The sequence below is a fragment of the Streptomyces sp. M2CJ-2 genome (assembly GCF_016757295.1).
Taxonomy (GTDB): domain Bacteria; phylum Actinomycetota; class Actinomycetes; order Streptomycetales; family Streptomycetaceae; genus Streptomyces.
In genome coordinates, this window is record NZ_JAESIF010000034.1 from 40,680 (window position 1) to 55,731 (window position 15,052).

15 protein-coding genes are annotated in these 15,052 nt (G+C 70.3%); 4 read left to right on the forward strand and 11 right to left on the reverse strand.

Going from position 1 to position 15,052, the window contains the following annotated elements; all coding sequences use genetic code 11:
• Positions 1 to 70: 70 nt before the first annotated feature.
• Both JL475_RS23670 and JL475_RS23675 read right to left on the reverse strand, forming a co-directional pair.
• Complete coding sequence (locus tag JL475_RS23670; RefSeq protein ID WP_202279878.1) at positions 71 to 388, reverse strand: transcriptional regulator; 318 nt, start codon at positions 386 to 388, stop codon at positions 71 to 73.
• On the reverse strand, positions 385 to 849 hold the full coding sequence (locus tag JL475_RS23675) for a hypothetical protein (protein WP_202279880.1): 465 nt from the start codon (positions 847 to 849) through the stop codon (positions 385 to 387). Before JL475_RS23675 ends, JL475_RS23670 begins: the two co-directional genes overlap by 4 nt.
• A gap of 398 nt (positions 850 to 1,247) precedes the next feature.
• On the opposite strand from JL475_RS23675, the gene JL475_RS23680 reads away from it, so the two are divergent.
• Positions 1,248 to 1,652: a GNAT family N-acetyltransferase gene (locus tag JL475_RS23680; protein WP_202279882.1), complete on the forward strand. Its 405-nt coding sequence runs from the start codon at positions 1,248 to 1,250 to the stop codon at positions 1,650 to 1,652.
• A 79-nt stretch (positions 1,653 to 1,731) separates the two neighbouring features.
• On the opposite strand, the gene ccsB is transcribed toward JL475_RS23680, so the two are convergent.
• The 7 genes from ccsB to hemL form a co-directional block, all read right to left on the reverse strand.
• The gene (gene ccsB / locus JL475_RS23685; RefSeq protein ID WP_202279884.1) at positions 1,732 to 2,892 is read right to left on the reverse strand and encodes a c-type cytochrome biogenesis protein CcsB; all 1,161 of its coding nucleotides are present in this window, start codon (positions 2,890 to 2,892) and stop codon (positions 1,732 to 1,734) included.
• On the reverse strand, positions 2,889 to 4,661 hold the full coding sequence (locus JL475_RS23690; protein ID WP_202279886.1) for a cytochrome c biogenesis protein ResB: 1,773 nt from the start codon (positions 4,659 to 4,661) through the stop codon (positions 2,889 to 2,891). The genes ccsB and JL475_RS23690 overlap by 4 nt, the downstream gene beginning before the upstream one ends.
• 5 nt (positions 4,662 to 4,666) lie before the next feature.
• On the reverse strand, positions 4,667 to 5,461 hold the full coding sequence (locus JL475_RS23695) for a cytochrome c biogenesis protein CcdA (RefSeq protein ID WP_202279888.1): 795 nt from the start codon (positions 5,459 to 5,461) through the stop codon (positions 4,667 to 4,669).
• Position 5,462: 1 nt separating this feature from the next.
• The gene (locus tag JL475_RS23700) at positions 5,463 to 6,092 is read right to left on the reverse strand and encodes a TlpA disulfide reductase family protein (protein ID WP_202279890.1); all 630 of its coding nucleotides are present in this window, start codon (positions 6,090 to 6,092) and stop codon (positions 5,463 to 5,465) included.
• Positions 6,093 to 6,180: 88 nt separating this feature from the next.
• Positions 6,181 to 7,455 (reverse strand): hypothetical protein, encoded by a 1,275-nt coding sequence (locus JL475_RS23705; RefSeq protein ID WP_202279948.1) that lies wholly within the window; start codon positions 7,453 to 7,455, stop codon positions 6,181 to 6,183.
• 184 nt (positions 7,456 to 7,639) lie between these two features.
• A complete protein-coding gene (locus tag JL475_RS23710) occupies positions 7,640 to 8,329 on the reverse strand; it encodes a histidine phosphatase family protein (RefSeq protein ID WP_202279893.1) in 690 nt (229 codons plus the stop codon).
• On the reverse strand, positions 8,326 to 9,642 hold the full coding sequence (hemL, locus tag JL475_RS23715; protein WP_202279894.1) for a glutamate-1-semialdehyde 2,1-aminomutase: 1,317 nt from the start codon (positions 9,640 to 9,642) through the stop codon (positions 8,326 to 8,328). Before hemL ends, JL475_RS23710 begins: the two co-directional genes overlap by 4 nt.
• A 478-nt stretch (positions 9,643 to 10,120) precedes the next feature.
• Between hemL and JL475_RS23720 the strand changes: the two genes are divergently transcribed.
• Positions 10,121 to 10,735: a hypothetical protein gene (locus JL475_RS23720; RefSeq protein WP_109377564.1), complete on the forward strand. Its 615-nt coding sequence runs from the start codon at positions 10,121 to 10,123 to the stop codon at positions 10,733 to 10,735.
• A 67-nt stretch (positions 10,736 to 10,802) separates the two neighbouring features.
• On the opposite strand, the gene JL475_RS23725 is transcribed toward JL475_RS23720, so the two are convergent.
• A complete protein-coding gene (locus tag JL475_RS23725) occupies positions 10,803 to 12,146 on the reverse strand; it encodes a tyrosine-type recombinase/integrase (protein WP_237408069.1) in 1,344 nt (447 codons plus the stop codon).
• Positions 12,139 to 12,456, reverse strand: a complete 318-nt coding sequence (locus tag JL475_RS23730; protein ID WP_202279898.1) for a helix-turn-helix domain-containing protein — start codon at positions 12,454 to 12,456, stop codon at positions 12,139 to 12,141. The genes JL475_RS23725 and JL475_RS23730 overlap by 8 nt, the downstream gene beginning before the upstream one ends.
• A 386-nt stretch (positions 12,457 to 12,842) precedes the next feature.
• Here JL475_RS23730 and JL475_RS23735 point away from each other — a divergent pair, with 386 nt between their 5' ends.
• Together JL475_RS23735 and JL475_RS23740 are read left to right on the forward strand one after the other, a co-directional pair.
• On the forward strand, positions 12,843 to 13,079 hold the full coding sequence (locus JL475_RS23735; protein ID WP_202279900.1) for an AlpA family transcriptional regulator: 237 nt from the start codon (positions 12,843 to 12,845) through the stop codon (positions 13,077 to 13,079).
• 688 nt (positions 13,080 to 13,767) lie between these two features.
• Positions 13,768 to 15,033, forward strand: a complete 1,266-nt coding sequence (locus JL475_RS23740; RefSeq protein WP_202279902.1) for a DUF3631 domain-containing protein — start codon at positions 13,768 to 13,770, stop codon at positions 15,031 to 15,033.
• Positions 15,034 to 15,052: the final 19 nt, after the last annotated feature.

Below are 15,052 nucleotides of genomic sequence, written 5' to 3' on the forward strand. Positions count from 1 at the left end.
CTTTTCCCGTCACGGGAGAGGGCGGGAACAGCCGGCCGGGGCCAGTTCTGACGAGCGGGCGGAGACGGCTTCACGCTGGAGGGCTTTCGGACGGAGTCGTGGCGTCGGCGACGATTGCCCGCAGTGCCGCGATGTGGCCGTTGAAGGCGTCCCGGCCGGCGCCGGTGAGCCGGGCGCGTACCTTCCGGCGGCTGCCGCTGAGGCGGCGTTCCGTGGCGACGTACCCGGCTTCTTCGAGCGTCGCGAGCTGTTTGGACAGCGCCGAGTCGGACAGTTCCAACCGGTCCTTGAGGAAGGTGAACTCGGCCCAGTCGGCCGCCGCCAGTGTCGCCACCAGCGACAGGCGGGTGCTGGGATGGATCAGTTCGTCGAAATGCGCCTTGGTCATGCTCGCACCCAACGACGCAGAACGCGCAGGATCTCCGGTCCACCGAGCCCGACGACGACCGCGACCAGCACCGCCGCCCAGAGACCGGCATGGTCGGCGCCGTCGGCGTCGAGCGCGAGCGCCGCAAGGACGGTGACTCCGATGAGCCCGAGCAGCATGCCGACCACAACCAGTGGAACGCGGCGGCCGGCGACCGCAGCGCTCACCTGCAGCCGATCCGTGCGCCGGCGTCCGTCGAGCAGACGTGACGCGAGTACTGCGTGCCCCATGCCGAAGCCCACGGTCGCGGTCCCGGCCAGCCACGGTGGCGCCACGCTGCTGAGCACGCCCAGCAGGATCCAGTCGGCCGCCATCGTCCACCAGTAGCCGCGGGGCAAGCCGACTTCCTCGGCCACCTGGCGTCGAGCACGGTCAGCTGCGTCGAGGGCGGTGCGAGCCTGCTCCGGAGCGATGTCGTCCACAGCGACACCTCACTTTCCTGGTAGGAAAGTGAGAGTCTCACTTTCCTACCAGGAAAGTCAAGAGCGGAGGGAGGCGGCGTCGCGGGTCGGGGTCGGACGTGCCGCCCGGCGGCCTCGACGTGGCGCTGCCGGGCCACGCGTCCACGCTCCGGGGAGGACGCACCGTCCCAGAACCGTGAGCACTTCGGCCGCCACTGTCCTGATAGCGCTCGTTTGAGCGCTCACGTGACACATGCCCGCCGACTGCTCACGGTTTTCGGCACGGCACCCGTCTCCGGCCCCGCAGTGCAGGAACCGCAGAGGCCCCCGCACCACATGGCGGGACATGACCCGCCGGTGCCCCGGGCGGTTGGGGAGACCGACGTGACAGGCGGTGCCCGCTGAGGACGACTCGTGTCGTGCGCGAGCGTGTGGATGCCTCCTCCGGCCTGGTGCTGCGGAGATGGAGGGCCGAGGACGCCCGGGCGGTGATGACCGCGTTCGCGGATCCGCTCATGCGTGGCCAGGCCGACGAGCCGGTTGACTCCCTCCAGGCCGCCGAGCGGTGGACGACGGCCCGTGGCAGAGGCACGGCTTCCCGCGCCTGCCGTGCTGTGGCCCGCTGGGCCTTCGACGACACGGAACTCTTCCGGCTGGAGCTGGGGCACCGGGTGAACGATCCCGCCTCGTGCACAGGGGCGCGCGCCGCCGGCTTCGCGGTGGAAGACCGGCAACGGCAGAAGCTCGAATACGACGGTGTCCGGTACGACGTGGAACTCCACGCCCGCCTGGCGACGGACACGGAGCCCGTGTCGTGGTGGTGACGACGGCCGGTCGCCGCGACCCGGGGATCGGAGATCGGGTCGCGGCGACCGGCCGTCGTGGGCGGTGCGTCGGGGTCGCTCAGAAGCCGACGGAGGACAGGACGCCCAGGCCGACGTCGGCGTAGGAGTGCTTGCCGGAGACGAAGATGTTCACGCCGTAGTAGTTGAACAGCCAGCAGGCGAAGGCGGCCAGTGCCAGGTAGGCGGCCTTGCGGCCCTTCCAGCCGGCGGTGGCGCGGGCGTGCAGGTAGCCGGCGTAGGCGACCCAGGTGATGAAGGACCAGGTCTCCTTGGGGTCCCAGCCCCAGTAGCGGCCCCAGGCGTCGCCGGCCCAGATGGCGCCCGCGATGATCGTGAACGTCCACAGCGGGAAGACGGCCGCGTTGACGCGGTAGGCGAACTTGTCGAGGGAGGCGGAGGCGGGCAGCCGCTCCATGACGGAGGTGGCGAAGCCGCCGGGTTTGCCGCCGCGCGCGAGCTTGCCCTCGTAGGAGTCCTTGAACAGGTACAGGATCGTGCCGACCGCGCCGACGTAGAAGACCGCGCCGCACAGGATCGCGGTGGAGACGTGGATGTACATCCAGTACGAGTCGAGCGCGGGGACCAACTGGTCGCTCTCGGTGTACAGGACGGTGATGGCGACACCGAGGTCGAGCAGCACGGTCGTGGTCAGGAACAGCCCGAGCCAGCGCACGTTCTTCTTCAGCGCCAGCAGCAGGAGGTACACGCCGACGGCGGTGGTGGTGAAGGTGATGTTGAACTCGTACATGTTGCCCCAGGGCGCCCGCTGCACGGACAGCGCCCGGGTGAGCACACCACCGAACTCGATCGCGAAGGCGAGCACCGTGAAGGAGATGGCGATCCGTCCGAAGAGGTCGCCCTGCTCGTCCCCGCCGTGCGCCCCGGGCCCGTCGGGCACGTCACGGGTGCCGGCCCCGGCCCGTACGACGACCTTCGGCCGCTCCAGCACTGCGGTGCCGCCCGCCTTGTCGACGGTGACGGCGGGGGCCTTCCAGGCCGCCTTCCCGGCCGCCTGCGCCCGGGGGGTGAGCGCGGCGGCGGTGCGGGCGACCTTGCTGCGACTGCCGAAGATCCATTCGGCGATGTACGCCAGGAAGGCCAGGGTGTAGACCGCCATCGCGGAGTAGATCAGCACATTGCTGATCTCCGCGAGGTTCTCGTTGTTCGCGGCGGCCAGGCTCGTGGCGGTGGCCAGATCGGTTGCGGCGGCGAGAGTCAAGGCTTCTCAGCCCCTTCGGCAGATGCGGCTTGGGGGTCGGGGGAATCGGCGGATGCCGCGGGGGCGGCGTCATCGGCGTCGGGGACACCGGGGGCCTGGTCGTAGAGGATTCCGGCCAGGTCGCCGAGTTCCTCGGGCACCTTGGCGGACTCGCTGCGGCCGAGCCCGGCCATCTCGACGACGGTGACGCCGTCGGGGCCCTCGACCGCGCGCACCCACACGCGGCGCCGCTGGACGAACAGGGAGCAGGCGAGGCCGCCGATCGCGAAGAGGGAACCGGCGAGGGCCCAGCCGCCGCCCGGCTCCTGGACGACCTGGAAGCCGGCCCACTCCTTGATCTCCTTCTCGAAGGTGACCGAGCCGGCACCGTCCGGGAGGGTCATGGTCTCGCCGGGCATCAGCAGCTTCTTGAACTGCTCGCCCTCGGAGTCCTTGAACTCCTTCATCTTGGTCTTGTCCATCTGGTAGACGCTCTGCGGAATGCCGGCGTCGGCCTTCAGGTCGCCGCGGTAGGCGTTCAGCGCGAGCACCGGATAGTCCAGCGCCGGGAACTGGGAGACCATGGGGCCGCTGCCCGGGCCGCCGAAGGTGGGCACGAACCAGGCCTGGAAGCCGAGCTGTTCCTTCTTGCCATCCGGGTTGCGGTAGCCGTCGAGGACCTTGACCACGCCCTGGGAGGTGACGTTGGCGTCGAGCGGCAGCAACGGCACGGCGTCCTTGAAGACGACCTCGCCCTCGCCGTCGCGGACGGTGACGACGGGCGCGTAGCCGTGGCTGACGAGGTAGACCTTGGCGTCGCCGACCTTCAGCGGCTTGTTCACCTTGACGGTGGTCGTCTTCTCCTTGCCGTAGGCGCCCTCGCTGTAGATCAGCTCGGTCTCGTACGTGCGCGGGGTGCCCTTGTTGGGGCCGGCGGGCTCGTACGTGCCGGTGAAGGACTTCACGGTGAAGCTGAACGGCTCCAGACCGGCGACGTCGAAGAGGTTGCCGGACTTGAAGTCGTCGTACTGCGTGAGCGTGTTGGCGAAGCCCTGCCCCTCGACGATCAGCTTGTTGCCCTCGTACTTGAACAGCTGGCCCCAGGCGAAGGCGATCAGCATCACGATCAGGGCGATGTGGAAGGTGAGGTTGCCGACCTCCCGCAGATAGCCCTTCTCGGCGGCGACGGCGTCACCGGCGAGGTGGGCGCGGAAGCGGCGCTTCTTCAGCAGGGCCAGGGCGGCCTCACGGACCTGCTCGGGCTCGGCCTCGGTGCGCCAGGTGGTGTAGGCGGGCAGCCGGGTCAGCCGCCGGGGGGCGCCCGGCGGGCGGCCGCGCAGCTGGCCGACGAACTGCCAGGTGCGGGGCACGATGCAGCCGATGAGGGAGACGAACAGCAGGATGTAGATCGCCGAGAACCACACCGAGCTGTAGACGTTGAACAGGCCGAGCTGGTCGTAGATCGGTGCGAGGACGTCGTGATCCGCGCGGAATTTGTCGACCCGGGCCTTGTCGATGCCGGTCTGCGGGATGAGCGAGCCGGGGATCGCGGCGAGCGACAGCAGGAGCAGCAGCAGCAGCGCGACCCGCATGGACGTGAGCTGCCGCCAGAACCAGCGGACCCAGCCGATGACGCCCAGGGCGGGCAGGTTCGGCGGCTCCTCCGCGGGCGCGGTGGACAGCTGGGAACCGGCGGCACCCAGCTCCTGGTCGCCGGTGCCGGAACCGGCCGCGGCCTTCTCGGGCCCCGCCGGGGTTTCTTCGGACCCGGTCTTGGAAGTCGTGCTCATCGCCGTCAGATCCCCACAGTGAAGCCGTTGGACCAGGTCTGCATCTGCGTCACGAGGCTGTCCCACACGCCGGTGAGCAGCAGCACTCCGGTCACGATCATCATCGTGCCGCCGATCCGCATGACCCATACGTAGTGCCGCTTGACCCAGCCGAAGGCGCCGAGCGCCTTGCGGAAGGCGACGGCCGCGAGGACGAAGGGCAGACCCAGCCCCAGACAGTACGCGACGGTCAGCACGGCCCCGCGCCCGGCGCTCTCCTGTTGCGCGGAGAGCGTCAGTACGGAGGCGAGGGTGGGGCCGATGCAGGGGGTCCAGCCGATGCCGAACAGGGCGCCGAGGACGGGCGCGCCGGCCAGGCCGGCCGCCGGCCGCTTGTGGAAGCGGAACTCGCGCTGGGTGAGCCAGGGCATCATCCCCATGAAGAAGACGCCCATGAGGATCATGAAGACGCCGAGCACCTTGGTCAGGATGCCGGACTGTTCCTGCAGCGTCTGGCCGAAGTAGCCGAAGAAGGCGCCGCCGGAGACGAACACGACGGTGAAGCCGAGGACGAACAGCGAGGCGCCGGTGACCATCCGGCCGCGCCGGGCCTCGGCCAGATCGGTGCCGGACACGCCGGTGACGTAGGAGAGGTAGCCGGGGACCAGCGGCAGGACGCAGGGCGAGAAGAAGGAGACGAGCCCGCCGAGCAGGGCGATGGGCAGCGCCACCAGCAGGGCGCCGTTGAGCACCGTGCCGTTGTAGCCCGTCTCGGCGGCGAGGAAGGCCGTGTCGGCGGCGAGCGTGGTGAGGGGGGTCACGTCACTTCTCCGCGACGACCGGCTCGAGCATCTTCAGCAGCCGTTCCTCGCTGAGCGCGGTCAGTGAGCGGGACGCGATCTTCCCGTCGCGGTCCAGGATCAGGGTGGAGGGGATCGCCTGCGGGTTGAGGGTGCCCTTCTCGAAGCGGAGCATCAGCTTGCCCGTGGGGTCGTACAGGCTCGGGTAGGTGATGCCGAAGTCCTTCTCGAAGGCGAGCGCCGCCCCGGTGCTGCTGTCGCGGGTGTTGATGCCGACGAACTGCACGCCCTGGTCGGCGTACTCCTCGGACACCTTGGCGAAGTACTTGGCCTCCGCGCGGCACGGGTTGCACCAGGAGCCCCAGACGTTGAGGACGACGACCTTGCCCTGGAAGTCGGCGACGTCGAGGGGCTCGCCCTCGAGCGTCTCGCCGGACAGGTCGGGCGCGGCGACGCGCTCGCCCTTGGCGACGGTGGAGATGCCGTCGGCGCCGGTGACGAAGTTGGTGTTGCCGCCTCCGCCCGAGGTTCCGCCGGAACCGCATGCGGAGACCAGCAGGGCGGTCACGGCGGTGCCGACGGTCAGGAGGGCACGGCGGCGGACACGGGTGGCGCGACTCGAGCGCTGGGGGGCACGGCTGGCGGCACACATGTGAAAAGTTTCGCATGCCCGTTCTGGGGATCTTGCCCACCCCCCTTGCGGACGGAAACCCGCATATCGGCGCGGCTCGGATGCCCCGTCAGGCGCCGCTCGGTTCCCCGGTCCCGGCGGTGCTGCCGGCGTCCTTCAGGAAGCCCTGCCAGCCACCGGCCGGTTCCTGCCCGACGTCCAGGGTGCGCAGCCGCTCCAGCACCTCGGGCCGCTGCGCGTCCAGCCAGTCGGTGAACTGGCGGAAGGAGACGATGCGCACGTCGCCGCCCTTCTCCTTCGCCCGCGCGATGTGCTTGAGGGCCTCCTCCACCGCGTCCATGTAGATGCCGCCGTTCCACTGCTCGAAGTGGTTACCGACGAAGAAGGGCGCCCTGTTCGTCTCATATGCCCGCTCGAAGCCCGATATGTACGCCTGGGCTGCCTGCTTGCGCCAGCCCGGGTGGTGGTGGGCGGGGGCGTTGGTGGAGTTGACGGACTGGTTGGCGAGGATGTTGTAGTCCATCGACAGGACCTCGAAGGAACGTCCGGGAAAAGGTATCTGCTGCAGCGGAAGGTCCCATATGCCGTCCCGCTTCGACGGCCAGACCTGACGGCCGCCGGGCGAGGAGGCGTCGTAGCGCCAGCCGAGCTCGCGGGCGGTGGTCAGCAGGTTGTCCTGGCCGAGCAGACAGGGCGTACGGCCGCCGACGAGTTCCTTGTCGTAGTCGAACGGCAGCGACGGCAGGTCGGTCCAGCCGGAGTTGGTCCGCCACTCCTTCACGAACGACTTCGCCTGGTCTATCTCGCTGCGCCACTGCTGCGGCGTCCAGTTGCCGACGCTGCCGGAGCCGGCGCAGAAGTGGCCGTTGAAGTGGGTGCCGATCTCATGGCCCTCGAGCCAGGCGCGGCGGACGTTCTTCAGCGTGTCCCTGATGTGGTCGTCGGTGAGGTAGCCGATGTCGGAGGCCCCGCGCGGGTTGTTCGGCGGGTCGTACAGCCGCTTCTTCGACTCGGGCAGCAGATACAGCCCGGAGAGGAAGAACGTCATGTGCGCCTCGTGCTCCTTGGCGAGGTCCAGGAAGCGCGGGAAGAGTCCGTTGCCGACCTCGCCGGCCCCGTCCCAGGAGAAGACGACGAACTGCGGCGGGGTCCGACCCGGCTCCAGCGGCACCGGCCCGGCGGGCTGGTGGGGCTGCTTGCCGGTGAAGGCGGTGGAGCCGTCGCCGATCGGCCGGGCGGTCTTCGTCGGCTTCGGCGTGCCCGCACGGCCGCCCCCGCCGCTCCCGTCGGAACCCTCGGCGTGGCTGGTACCGCTCGGGCCGGTGGCGTCGCCGCAGCCGGCCAGCGACACCGCCGCGGCGGCCCCCGCGCCGAGCCCGAGCATTCCCCTGCGGGTGAGAGTGCGCATGACATCCCCGTCCGTCACGTCCTCTGGTGGTCACTCATTCAGAGGACGTGACGCGAACGGGGGTTCCCGGGAAGTGCGGAGGTTTGGCAACGATCGCCACGGGGGTGTCATACGGCCGCCGGAACGCCCACCCTGCCTGAGGCCCTGGGCCCCTGGGCCCCTAGGCCCCGAAGGCCTTCCCCTTCCCCTTCACCGGCTTGGCACCGGCGAGGAGATGGACGGGGACGAGATCGCGGGCCGGCTCGCTGTAGCCGACGGAGACGATCCTGTCCCCCCGGTAGGTGAAGGTGGTCAGCGAGGCCAGCGTGCACTGCCGCTTGCGCGGGTCGTGCCACAGCCGCCGCTTCTCGACGTAGGACCGCACGATCCAGATCGGCAGCTGATGGCTGACCAGCACCGCCTCGTGACCGCGCGCCGCGTCCTTGGCCGCGTCCAGCGCGCCCATCATGCGGACGACCTGCTCGATGTACGGCTCGCCCCAGGACGGCTTGAACGGGTTGACGAGGTGCTTCCAGTTCTCGGGCCGGCGCAGCGCGCCGTCGCCGACGCCGAAGGTCTTGCCCTGGAAGACGTTCTCGGCCTCGATCAGCCGCTCGTCGGTGGCGATGTCCAGGCCGTGCACCTTGGCGATCGGCTGGGCCGTCTCCTGCGCCCGCTCCAGTGGGGAGGCGCCGACATGGGTGACGTCCCGGGAGGCGAGGTGCTCGCCGACCCGTTCGGCCATCCGCCGGCCCAGCTCGGAGAGCTGGTAGCCGGGGAGCCGGCCGTAGAGGACGCCGTCCGGGTTGGCGACCTCGCCGTGCCGCAGCAGGTGGACGACGGTGAGGTCGTTCTTGTCCCCGTCGCTCACGCCGTCGCCTCCGCCGCCGCTCGGGCCGCCGCCGGGAGGGCGTCGGCGATCCGCTGGACGGCCCGGTCGTCGTGCGCGGTGGACACGAACCAGGCCTCGAAGGACGAGGGCGGCAGGTGGACGCCGTTCGCGAGGAGGGAGTGGAAGAAGGCGGTGTAGCGGAAGGACTCCTGTGCCTTGGCGTCCTCGTAGGTGCGCACCGGCCGGTCGGTGAAGAACACGGAGAACATGTTGGAGGCGTTCTGCAGCGTGTGCGCCACGCCCTCCTTGGTCAGCGCCTCGGTGACGAGGGACTGGATCCGCGCGGAGACGGCGTCGACCTCGGCGTAGGCGGCCTCGTCGAGCAGCCGGAGCTGGGCGAGCCCGGCGGCGGTGGCGACGGGGTTTCCGGAGAGGGTGCCGGCCTGGTAGACGGGCCCGGCGGGGGCGAGGTGCGCCATGACGTCGGCCCGCCCGCCGAAGGCCGCGGCCGGGAAGCCGCCGCCCATCACCTTGCCGAAGGTCATCAGGTCGGGCCGCACACCGTCGACGCCGTACCACCCGGCGCGGCTGGTGCGGAACCCGGTCATCACCTCGTCGGAGATGTACAGCGCGCCGTTCGCGGCGCAGGCGTCCTTGAGTCCCTGGTTGAACCCGGGCAGCGGCGGTACGACGCCCATGTTGCCCGGGGAGGCCTCGGTGATCACACAGGCGATCTCGCCGGGGTGCGCGGCGAAGGCCGCGTGCACGGCGTCGAGGTCGTTGTACGGCAGGACGATCGTGTCGCCGGCCTGGGCACCCGTGACACCGGGGGTGTCCGGCAGCGCGAACGTGGCGAGACCCGACCCCGCCGCGGCCAGCAGCGCGTCGACGTGGCCGTGGTAGCACCCGGCGAACTTGATCACCTTGGCGCGCTGCGTGAAGCCGCGGGCGAGCCGGATCGCCGACATGGTGGCCTCGGTGCCGCTGGACACCAGCCGGACCTGCTCCAGCGGCTCGACCCGGGCGACCATCTCCTCGGCGAGCGCGACCTCGCCCTCACCGGGCGTGCCGAAGGAGGTCCCGCGCGTGACGGCCTCCTGCACGGCGGCGACCACCTCGGGGTGCGCGTGCCCGAGGATCATCGGCCCCCAGGAGCAGACCAGGTCGACGTACTCCCGGCCGTCGGCGTCGGTCAGGTACGGGCCGGTGCCGGACACCATGAACCGGGGCGTGCCGCCGACGGCGCGGAAGGCACGCACCGGCGAATTCACGCCACCGGGGGTGACGGCCGCGGCACGATCGAACAGCGCCTGCGAGGCTTGGGCTTCGTATGGGTATGGCAGTTCGCTCATGACCTGCGACTTCTCCGACCTCTCCGACATCTCGGACTCGGGGTGCGAGTGACCTGTTCAGGGTAGGCCAGGCGGGGGCGGGGGCGGGGGGCTGGAGGCCGGGTCACGGAGCGGGTCCGGGCGGGTCCGGGCGACCGTCGGCCGAGTCGTCGGCGGGCCCGTCGGCTGAGTGATCCGCCCCGCCCGTTCGTACAACCATTTCGTACGCCTGTTTCGTACGGTCGCCCCACACGGCCGGCCACGGGCTCGGGTATCCGGCCACCTGCGGGGACATCCGGTCCCGGATCGCCCGTGATCTGCGAAACTGGCGTCCGAGTAGACACAGCTCACCCGGCCCGGAGCGGCCGGACGCTGGGAAGGTCCCGCGGGCAGATGCAACACCGCACGTTTCGGCGGGCGGCCGTGGGGGAGGTCACTGACACGATGATCGGGTTGCGTGGCGGCGCCACGCGGCCTAGAAAAGCAGTCGGGTGGAGATATGCATCGCGGTGGCGGACTGGGCGAGGGGACTGACGACCTCGGTCCTCGACGTTCCCGGCGGGGAAGGCACCGGCGCGAGGCGGAAGAGGTGGACAAGGCCCGTCGGGCACACGGTGCTCCGGGCGAGGCCGAGTCGATCGACCCGTCGAGCGCGGGGAGCAGGAATGGTGGTCGAGTGGGGGTGACCTACAAGTATTTCGGCGCGCCGGACGGCGCCACCGCCGCCCGCGTCCCGATCTCGATGCGCCCCGAGGAACTCGGCGGCGACGAGCTCGGCATGGGGGGCATGTTCACCAAGATCAAGCCGGAGACGATGGCCGCCATGGTCCTCACCGGCATCGAGGGCGTCCCCCTGCACAAGGTGCCGCCCCTGGAACTGGTCGTCCTGCACCCGGACTACGCGGTCGTGAAGCTCCCCATGACGGTCGTCGACCCGCTCCGCGGCATAGGCGAGGAGGCGGTGGGCGCGGCGGCCTTCATCTGGTCCACGGTCCCCGACCGCGGCGGCCCCAACGACGCCTTCAACGTCTACCGGCTGCTGCACGAGTGGCAGGACTTCAGCCACCGGCTGCACGAGGCGGGGCACCAGGCGTACTGCCTGGTGTGGCCCTGACCTGGGGTTTTACTGGTAGCGGGCGAGGTCTTCGGGCCTCGCCCTTTTCAGTGCCGGAGAGGGGCCGTCAGGCGGTCAGGGCACATTGAGGGCACATCGGTTTCGCTGGGGGTGCTGATGTGCCCTGGGCGGCGGGCGGAGCGCCGTCGTCTTCGGCTTCTTCGGCTTCGGTGAAAGCGTCGTCGATCGCCTTGCGGGTGCGGGTCTTGCTGGACGGCAGAAGGTGCGTGTACGTCCGGAGCGTGAAGCCGGGGTCCGAGTGGCCGAGGTACTCGGAGAGCGCCTTGATGCTCTCCCCCGCGTCCAGGAGCACGGAGGCGTAGACGTGCCGGAGGGCGTGCATGCCGTCGTCCGGCGCCGCCTGAAGGTACCTCGCCCCACGCTCTCGGGGAGGGATCACGCCGGCGGCGGCCAGCGCGAGCTTCCAGGCACCCATGTTGAAGACGCTGCGGTTGTAGGCCCGGTCCTTCTCGTCGACGAAGAGCAGGCGGAAGGTCTTGGGCTCGCCGTCGGGCTTCGCCCAGGGCAGAGTGACCGCCGTCGGCGGGAATTGCCTCATGTGGGCCTTGAGGGCAGCCGCCAGCTGAGTCGGCAGCGGCACTGACCGGATCTTGTTGCCCTTGGGCAGGGCGAAGACAGGCTTCGTGCCGACGAGTCGCACTTGCCGGTTGACGTGAATCCAGCCGCCCTTGAAGTCGATGTCCTCGACGGCGAAGCCGAAGACCTCGCCCTGGCGCAGACCGCAGCCGAAGGCGAGCTTGCCGCCGGCCTGGGAGCGTTTGGGCAGCCCGGCTATGACGGCGCGTACGCGATCCAGGGACCAGGGGACGATCTTCTTCTTGGTCGCGGTCGGCAGCTTGACCGCCTTCGACTTGCACGGGTTCTTCGGCAGCAGCCCGTCCTCCACAGCCATGCCGAGGATGCTGGAGAGGATGTCGAAGATGCCCTCGATCGTCGACACTTCGAAGCCACCGTCCTGAAGCGTGCGGATCCAGCCCTGAATGGTCGAGGGCTTGTTCAGGGACCGCAGCTCGCGCCGGCCGAGGTGGGCGACGATGTGGTTGCGGACGGTGGCCTCGTAGCGGAGGGCCGTGGTCGGGCCCACCGAGTTCGCGTCGAGCCACTTCCGGGCGTAGGCGCCGAGCGTCTGCTTCGTCTCGGCGGGGACGACGTAACTGCCGCTCCGGATCTCGACGTCGACCTCGGCCGCCCGCTTGTCGGCTTCGGCCCTCGTGTGGAAGTTCTCCTTGCGCTGGTGGCCGTCCAGGTCGCGATACCGGACCTGCCAGCGCTTGCCGATCCCATGATCCGATGTCGGCACCATTCGCCGGGTGCGGCTCTTGTGCTCGCCGCACTGAGTCTCGTCCGGCTTGGGGTGGGACTTGTGCCAGCGGTCGTATACGTCAGCCAAGAAGGGCCTCCTGCGCTCGGCCGCGGGCATCTGCTTCGGCGTGGCGAGGAGGGGCGGGGCGGGCCCCAACGGGCAACAGAGCCGTCGGCGGGACACCGAGGGCTGCGGCGATCACGGCGAGGTCGTCGATGTCGCAACGCCGATGGGCGCGCTCGGTACGGCTGAGTGCGGTGTTGGTCATCGGGCGTCCCATCGCGGTGCAACGGGCGGCCAGTTGATGCTGGGTGAGGCCGAGCGCCAGTCGTATGTGTTCGATGGCGCGGGCGGCGTGTAGGCCGGCGGGGCCTATTTCGAGAGGTCGAGTTGCCATGACAGGTAGCTGTAACTTGCAGCCGGAGCCTTTGGCAATAGTTGGTTCACGAACTCTACAGAAGTCTCCGCCCGCCGGGTCGCGAATTGGTCCGGAGATTACTCGACACAAGACGCCCGAAAGTCGCACTGCGGTTTTGGCGCGATTTAGAAAGCGAGCGCAGTGTAGCTTGCAGCAGCATCCGGTGGGGGGCACCACCTGCGGTTACGAGCCGCCCATCGCACCAGCACTAACTTTTTGGTTGACCGGCGATTCGCCCTTACGGTTATGACTCCCCGGCCGCCCAACGGGAACTGCTGGAGAGTTTTAGAACCAACTCTGGACTTCTCCGCCCGGGATGTGGCCGTGTTGTCCACACTGTTGTCCGAAACCGAAAATGGAGCCCTATGCCGAGCCTTTCCCCCCGTCCTGCCCACACCGCCGCCGACGCCTCCCGACGCGGCCCCCTGGCCACCCCGGCGGAAGTCGCCGAGTACCTCGGGGTGCCGGTGAAGACGCTCTACCAGTGGAAGTACCGGGGCATCGGCCCCAACGTGCACAAGGTCGGCCGTCACCTGCGCTACCGCTGGCACGAGGTTGACGCCTGGCTCGACCGGCAGACCGCGTACGACCTCACGGCATGACTCACGGGGGAACAGAGCGACCCCCGGCGCGCCAACGCCGAGGGCCGGAGATTCCCCTGCGCATCGCCCATCCCTGAACGAACGAACCGGTGAGGGGCGGGACCTTGCCCGTCCTGTCCCTCACCAGAGAGGAACGTCTATGGAGGACCCTACGTCCTCGGACGCCGCGAGTGCGTCCGCCGGCGCGGAGGCCGGGCCCAAGGTCGTCTGGCCGCCCGTAGCAGTCCCCGGGCAGGGGACGGTCCCGCGCAACGGAAACCGAGCCGAGTCACGGTCCCCACGTCAGGGGACCAGGGCCGGCCCCCGCGTCGAATCCGAAGACGGTCCCCGCAGTGGGGCCCGTCCCTTGGGACCGAACCCCCGGGGCCGGCCCCCTCATACGGGGACCGGGGACCGACCGCGCCATGGAGCTGCTCCGTGGTCGTCGGAGGGTGCGGTCCCGTCCCACGACCGGGCACGGGCCGGGGACCGGATATCCGTCGGTGTGGGAGAGATGCAGGCCGGCGGCGTGGGGACCGGACCGCAGGCCGGGGACCGTGCCGGTCCGGGCGGACCGGTCCCGTCCCCGGAGCGAGACCAAGAGCCCGGTCCCGGCCACCTGGTCCCCGAGGTGGGGACCGGTCCCCAGGATGCGGGCATCGCCCGGGGGGCCGCGGGGACCGGGACCGGGCAGGCGAAGGGCGGGAGCGTGGTCCCGGACGACGGTCCGGGGGCCGGGGGACGTGGAAGCGCCGGCGGCGGGGCGGCGGAGGACGGGGCCGGGTTGCTGGACGAGGTGCGGGCGGCGATCGGCCGGTACGTGGTGCTGCCGAGCGAGGAGGCGCTGACCGCGGTCACCTTGTGGGTGGCGGCCTCCCACATCCAGCCCGCCCTGCAGCACGCGCCACGGCTGGCGGTGGTCGGTCCGACCAAGGGGTGCGGCAAGTCCCGCGTCCTGGACGTGCTCCACGAGACGGTGCACCAGCCGATGATGACGGTGAACACCTCCCCCGCGGTGGTCTTCCGCGTCATCGGCAAGAACCCGCCGACGCTGCTGGTGGACGAGGCGGACACCATCTTCGGCCCCAAGGCGGGCGAGAAAGAAGACCTGCGCGGCCTGCTGAACGCCGGGCACCAGCGCAACCGGCCCGCCTGGCGGATCTCCGGGCCGGAGCACAAGCCGACCGCGTTCCCCACCTTCGCCATGGCCGCGCTCGCCGGGATCGGCGACCTGCCCGACACGATCATGGACCGGGCGGTCGTGCTCCGCATGCAGAAGCGCAAGCCCGGCGAGCGGATCACCCCGTTCCGCTCGCGGTACTCCGTGCCCGAACTGAACGCACTGCGCGACCGGCTGGCCGCGTGGCTGACCCCGCTGCGTGGCACGGCTGCCGCTCTGGTGCCGGCGATGCCGGTCGAGGACCGGGCCGCGGACACCTGGGAGCCGCTGGTCATCGTCGCCGACCTGGCCGGCGGCCACTGGCCCACCAGCGCCCGTACCGCCTGCCTGGCGATGACCCGGCACGAAGCCGTCCAGGACGAGCAGACGACCCTGAAGACGCGACTGCTGCGCGACATCCGCCGCATCTTCGAACAGGAGGGCAACAAAGAGGCCCTGCGCTCGCAGGACCTGCTCGCCGCGCTACTGACGGACGCCGAGTCCCCATGGCCGGACTACGGCTCCAAGGGGCTGAACGCCTACCACTTGTCGGCACTCCTCAGGGACTTCGGCATCCGCCCGGCCAACTACCGCTTCGAACAGGGCCGTCAGGCCAAGGCATACGCCCGCAACCAGTTCCTCGACGCCTGGGCCCGCTACTGCCCCGACCCCACCACCACTCCCGCGCAGCCGGCCCACGCAGGTGGGCACGAGTTCATGCCCGCACGTCCGGCCCCGGGCAAACCGCCCACTCCTCCGGCCGGGTCGCTGCCCATCGGCCTACCCGGCACCACCGGCCCCAAGCACGCCCGCTGACCCGCCTCCCTCTGGGACC

Excerpts from the sequence above, each read along its gene's own strand:
- JL475_RS23670 (WP_202279878.1), bottom strand. The coding sequence starts at position 388 with ATGACCAAGGCGCATTTCGACGAACTGATCCATCCCAGCACCCGCCTG.
- JL475_RS23690 (WP_202279886.1), bottom strand. The coding sequence starts at position 4,661 with ATGAGCACGACTTCCAAGACCGGGTCCGAAGAAACCCCGGCGGGGCCC.
- JL475_RS23700 (WP_202279890.1), bottom strand. The coding sequence starts at position 6,092 with ATGTGTGCCGCCAGCCGTGCCCCCCAGCGCTCGAGTCGCGCCACCCGT.
- JL475_RS23705 (WP_202279948.1), bottom strand. The coding sequence starts at position 7,455 with ATGCTCGGGCTCGGCGCGGGGGCCGCCGCGGCGGTGTCGCTGGCCGGC.
- hemL (WP_202279894.1), bottom strand. The coding sequence starts at position 9,642 with ATGAGCGAACTGCCATACCCATACGAAGCCCAAGCCTCGCAGGCGCTG.
- JL475_RS23720 (WP_109377564.1), top strand. The coding sequence starts at position 10,121 with ATGCATCGCGGTGGCGGACTGGGCGAGGGGACTGACGACCTCGGTCCT.
- JL475_RS23730 (WP_202279898.1), bottom strand. The coding sequence starts at position 12,456 with ATGGCAACTCGACCTCTCGAAATAGGCCCCGCCGGCCTACACGCCGCC.
- JL475_RS23735 (WP_202279900.1), top strand. The coding sequence starts at position 12,843 with ATGCCGAGCCTTTCCCCCCGTCCTGCCCACACCGCCGCCGACGCCTCC.